Origin of the sequence: Methylobacterium sp. CCH5-D2 (assembly GCF_001556475.1) — a bacterium.
Taxonomy (GTDB): Bacteria; Pseudomonadota; Alphaproteobacteria; order Rhizobiales; family Beijerinckiaceae; genus Methylobacterium; species Methylobacterium hispanicum.
The window spans coordinates 1-4,840 of record NZ_LSIX01000604.1 but is presented as its reverse complement, the minus strand read 5'-3'; the positions used below and the strand labels follow the sequence as shown (position 1 = coordinate 4,840).

Annotated in this window: 5 protein-coding genes and 1 pseudogene; 2 read left to right on the top strand and 4 right to left on the bottom strand. The window is 70.9% G+C overall.

Translation table 11 applies throughout. From position 1 onward, the window contains the following. A pseudogene (locus tag AX737_RS15540) lies at window positions 1-347 on the top strand (restriction endonuclease subunit R); the annotation flags it as partial. Window positions 348-380: 33 nt separating this feature from the next. Here the strand turns inward: AX737_RS15540 and AX737_RS34490 are convergent. Further along, on the bottom strand, window positions 381-542 hold the full coding sequence (locus AX737_RS34490) for a hypothetical protein (protein ID WP_197430596.1): 162 nt from the start codon (window positions 540-542) through the stop codon (window positions 381-383). A gap of 86 nt (window positions 543-628) precedes the next feature. Next, on the bottom strand, window positions 629-1,432 hold the full coding sequence (locus AX737_RS15535) for a class II glutamine amidotransferase (protein ID WP_066922762.1): 804 nt from the start codon (window positions 1,430-1,432) through the stop codon (window positions 629-631). A gap of 430 nt (window positions 1,433-1,862) precedes the next feature. Between AX737_RS15535 and AX737_RS15530 the strand changes: the two genes are divergently transcribed. Further along, window positions 1,863-2,258: a response regulator gene (locus tag AX737_RS15530; protein ID WP_066922760.1), complete on the top strand. Its 396-nt coding sequence runs from the start codon at window positions 1,863-1,865 to the stop codon at window positions 2,256-2,258. A gap of 125 nt (window positions 2,259-2,383) precedes the next feature. On the opposite strand, the gene AX737_RS15525 is transcribed toward AX737_RS15530, so the two are convergent. Continuing rightward, window positions 2,384-4,147: an ABC transporter ATP-binding protein gene (locus tag AX737_RS15525; protein WP_066922758.1), complete on the bottom strand. Its 1,764-nt coding sequence runs from the start codon at window positions 4,145-4,147 to the stop codon at window positions 2,384-2,386. 215 nt (window positions 4,148-4,362) lie between these two features. Continuing rightward, window positions 4,363-4,840, bottom strand: a 478-nt coding sequence (locus tag AX737_RS15520; protein WP_156453745.1) for an MFS transporter, incomplete at its 5' end; no start/stop codon positions are given.

The window sequence follows — 4,840 nt, the reverse complement described above, 5'->3', positions numbered from 1 at the left end:
GTAACGAGGCCGCCCGCCTCGCCTTCCAGACGGGCGCGCTCGATGCCGTCGTCTTCACGGTCACCGAATCGATCTCGCTGCACCGGAACGAGCTGCCGGGCGGCGAGCGGACCCGCGCGCTCGTCGTCCACGACATGCGCCACAGCGCGATCCAGCTCGCCCAGATCGAGGGCCGCTGCCACCGCGACGGCGAGGCCGCGGTGATCCACTACGCCTACGCGGAGGATACCGTGGAGGAGGCGATCGCCGCGACCGTGCTGCGCCGCATGGCGGCGATGGACGCGATGGCGGGCGAGGATGCGGGCCTGCTCGAGGCGATCGCGGACTGCATCGCCCGGGCGGACTAGCGCGGCAGCATCGGGCGTCCGCGGACGGACGCCTCAGCCCCCCGCGAGGCGCACCAGCAGCAGCATGACCACCGCTCCGGCGACGGCCAGTCCCAGCAGCGTGACGCTGGAGAGCTGATCGACCTCGTTGACGTCCTCGCCGACGCGGTGGGTGGGGGCGTTGGCCGCGGTCCGGCCGTACTCGGTCTGCTGCATGGGGTTCCTCTGTCTCCGGCCGGGGGAACGCGCCGCCGCCGCGTCCGTTCACGCTGCCGGGTGCGGCGCTTGGCCCGCGCGCCGGATCAGGCCGCCACGCGTGCCCGCGCCGCCGACGCGCCGAGTTCGGGGCCCTGCACCGTGACCGGTCCGCCGCGGCGCGCTCGCAGGGTCCCGCCCTTCGGCACCACGGTCCAGCCCTCGCGGCAGCCGTCGATCGGCTCGGAGACCACCACCAGCCCGGTCTCGGTCTCGCGGTAGTACAGGCTCGGCGGGCGCCCGTCGCAGGCCCAGCGATAGGCCGTCAGGGTCTCGCCGTCCGTGAGGAGCGCGGTGAAGCGCAGGGGCTCGCAGACGCCCGCGCCCTGCATCAGGCCGCGCACCTGGGCCAGCGTCTCCGCCATCGCGCCGACGGGGTCGTCGGCCAGCCCGTTGGCGAGCGCCAGCAGGAAGATCGCCTCGGAATCCGTGCTGCCGCGGCGGCGGTCGTAGAGCGCGTCCGGGATCAGCGCCTCCAGGCGCCGCTTGATCCGGTGATAGCCGCCGATCTGGCCATTGTGCATGAACAGGTAGGGGCCGTGCGCGAAGGGGTGGCAGTTCGCCCGCGCGGTGGCGGTGCCGGTGGCGGCGCGCACATGGGCGAAGAAGGTCCGGGCGCGGACCTGCCCGCAGAGGTTCACGAGGTTCTCGTCCGACCAGGCCGGGGAGATGTCCCGGTAGACGCCGGGTTCGGCCCGCTCGCCGTACCAGCCGATGCCGAAGCCGTCCCCGTTGGTCTCGGTCTTCCCCTCGTCGGCGTGCAGCGACTGGTGCACCAGGGAATGCGCGGGCGCGCAGACCAGCTCGGACAGGAAGACCGGCTCACCGCTGTAGGCGAGAAAGCGGCACATGGCTGACGCACACCCCCAATTCGCGCGATCCGTGATGGAGCACGCCGTTCGCGCCCACCGCGTGACGCGGGTGCGGCGCAATCGAGACGCCCATTCGGCCCGCGGCTCCGTTCCGAGCCCATCCGACACGCAAGGGGCGTACCGTCACGGCACCCGCCGTCATGGAACGGTCATTTACGGCCTGACAGGGTGAACAGGTTCTTAACGCGGCGCAACAGGTGCCGGCCTGGTGCGTTGCCGGCACAGCGGGCAACCCGCACGCACGGTCGAACGCGCCGATCAGTCCCGCCTCCGGCGCATCGGCCGCGCACGACTCTTGTTCCTGCGTTCCAGGCGGCGCACCATCGCCGAATCGGGGAATCAGCGGCCCAGCAACGAGGCCGCACCGTGGAGGCTACCGACAGGCATCTCGAAGATCGAAGGAGACCCCATGGGTCAAGCACTGCCAGACTGTCCCGTCGCCCTCGTGGTGGAGGACGACGACGCGGTCCGCAACCTCGCCGCCGCGGTCCTGGAGGAGACCGACCTCGACGTCATCGCGTGCGCGAGCGCGGAGGACGCGATCTCCATCCTGGAGCGCAGCGACGTCAACGTCGCCCTGCTCTTCGCCGACGTCCGCCTGCCGGGCGCGATGGATGGCATCTCGCTCGCCCGCACGGTCGAGGACCGCTGGCCGGATGTCCGGGTCGTCGTGACGTCGGGCGAGGATGCGCGCGGCGACGCTCGGATGCCCAAGGAGGCGGTCTTCATCCAGAAGCCCTGGGGCGCCCTCGACGTGCTGGTGCAGGCCGAGCACGCGACGCTGGCTGCTGCGCGGGCGGCCTGAGCCGAGGGCGACCGCCCCGGTCCGGCTTCCCCGCCGTCATCCCAGGTTCGCCTTCGGCGCCCTGGGATGACGGCGGCAAGGATGGCCCGCACTGCCCCCGACGGACAGCGCGCCGACGCGCCGGCTCAGGCCGCGGCCTGGGCCAGCGACATCGATTCCTTCTTGATCAACTCGCGGTAGAAGCCGTCGAGATGCGTGAGCTTCTCGGGCGAGCCGTCCTGGATGATCCGGCCGCCCTCCAGCACGACGATCCGGTCGAAGTCCTTCAGCGTCGAGAGGCGGTGGGCGATCGCGATCACGGTGCGGCCCTCCATCAGGTTGGCGAGCGCGTGGCGGATCGCCTCCTCGGACTCGGCGTCGAGCGCGGAGGTCGCCTCGTCGAGGAGCAGGATCGGCGAGTTCTTCAGGATGGCGCGCGCGATGGCGATGCGCTGGCGCTGGCCCCCCGAGAGCTTCACGCCGCGGTCGCCCACGATCGTGTCGAAGCCCTCCGGCAGGGCCTTGATGAAGTCGGTGCAGTGCGCGGCCTCGGCCGCCTTCCAGACCTCCTCGTCGGTCGCGTCGGGCCGGCCGTAGCGGATGTTCTCGCGCAGGGAGCGGTGGAACATCGACACGTCCTGCGGCACCACCGTGATCGCCTCGCGCAGCGATTCCTGGGTCACGCGGTCGATGTTCTGGTCGTTGATCAGGATCTGCCCGCCCTTCACGTCGTAGAAGCGCTGGATCAGCGAGAACAGGGTCGACTTGCCCCCGCCCGACTTGCCGACGAGGCCGACCTTCTGGCCCGGCTCGATGCCGAGGTCGAAATCCGTGAAGACCGAGCGGCCGTCCGGGTAATCGAAGGCGACGTGGTTGAAGGTGATCCGGGCTCCCTGTCCGGTGAGCGCCTTGGCTTCCGGGTGATCGACGAGATCGTGCGGCTGCAGCAGGGTGTGCAGGGCCTCGGACAGGCGGGCGGTGTGCTGGGTGGCATCGACCAGGGCGACCGCGAGGTCGCGGGTCGCGGCCAGGATGCGGATGCCGAGCGTGCAGACCAGCACGACCTGGCCGTTCGTGGCCTGGCCGATCTGCCACATCGAGATCGCCCAGTAGAGCAGGCCGAAGATCGCCAGCACGGTGAGCACCGCGTGCACGATGCGCAGCTTCTCGAGATAGAGCAGCGACGAGCGGCGCGCGCTCATCTCGGTCTTGATCGTGCCCTCGAAGCGGATTCCCTCGCGCTTGAAGGCCGAGAAGGCGCGCACGAGCGGCATGTTGCCGACGAGATCGACCATCTCGCCGTCCACGCTCGCGGCCTTGGCGGCGAAGTCGTGGTGCAGCGGCTTGCCGGCGGACGCCATCTTGAACATCAGCACGACGACGGAGGCGAAGACCGCGGCGAGCACCGCCGCCATCGTGACGTTGACGGTGCTGATGTAGATCAGTGAGCCCACGGCCGCGACGCAGGGCGGCATCACGTTGAACACGAACATGTTCTCGACCGTGAAGATCGCGTTCGAGGTCGCCGTGATGCGGGACGCCAGCGTGCCCGGCTGCCGGTCGGAGAAGAAGGTCGGCGAGTGGCCGGTCATGTGCCGGAACAGGTCGCGGCGGATGTCGCCGGTCACCCCCACGAACGTGAAGGCGCCTACCAGCGCGGCCACGCGCCAGAGCAGGTTGTCGGCGGCGATGAAGGCGATGAGGACGGCGAGCGCCCCCCAGACGAGGTTGGCCTCCGGCCCCTTGCCGAGCGCGTCGACCACGCCCTTCAGCGCGTAATCCGTGCTTACCGAGAAGCCGACGGCGCCCAGCACCGAGACCAGGATCACCAGATGCGGCAGCCAGCGGCGCCGGAGGTAGCGCCCCACGAAGGCGAACGGCCTGTCGGCGTATTGGCAGAGGTCTTCCATCGCGATGAGATCTCGATTTCGAACGACGCTGATGCGCGGCGGACAGGGTGTTGCGGTGCGGATGATCACGGGCGAGGGCGGGCCGGCACGAGGCGGCAACGCGACAGCGTTACCATATGTTGCACGCGGCCGCGGCGAGCAGGCCCCCTACCCCGTTTTAACCGCGGAATCTGAACGGCGCTTGACCGATATGCGATTCCGGTGCCGCGCCGCGCTCACGCCGGCTCCGGACCGCGCCGGGTCTCCGGCATGGCGAGGGAGACGAGCAGGAAGGCGGCCAGCCCGACGACGGCGAGGCCCAGGAACGCGGTCTGGCTGCCGAGCCGGTCGGCCATGACGCCGGCCAGCGACGTGGACAGCGCCGCGCCGATGCCCATGGCGGTGCCGACCGCCCCGAGGGCGAGGTTGAACCGTCCGGTGCCGCGGGTGAGGTCCGAGACGACGAGCGGCACCATCACGCCGAGCACCGAGGCCGAGACGCCGTCGAGGACCTGGATCGCGACCAGCAGGTAGGGGTCGGTGGTGTAGGCGAAGAGCAGGCCGCGCACGGGCAGGGCCGCGAAGCCGACGAGCAGCACCGGATAGCGCCCGTAGCGCTCGGCGGCGCGCCCGACCGCCGGCGCGCAGACCGCCAGCACAGCCTGCGGGACCATGATGCAGGCGGCGACCAGCGCGGTCGCGGTCTCGCTGGCG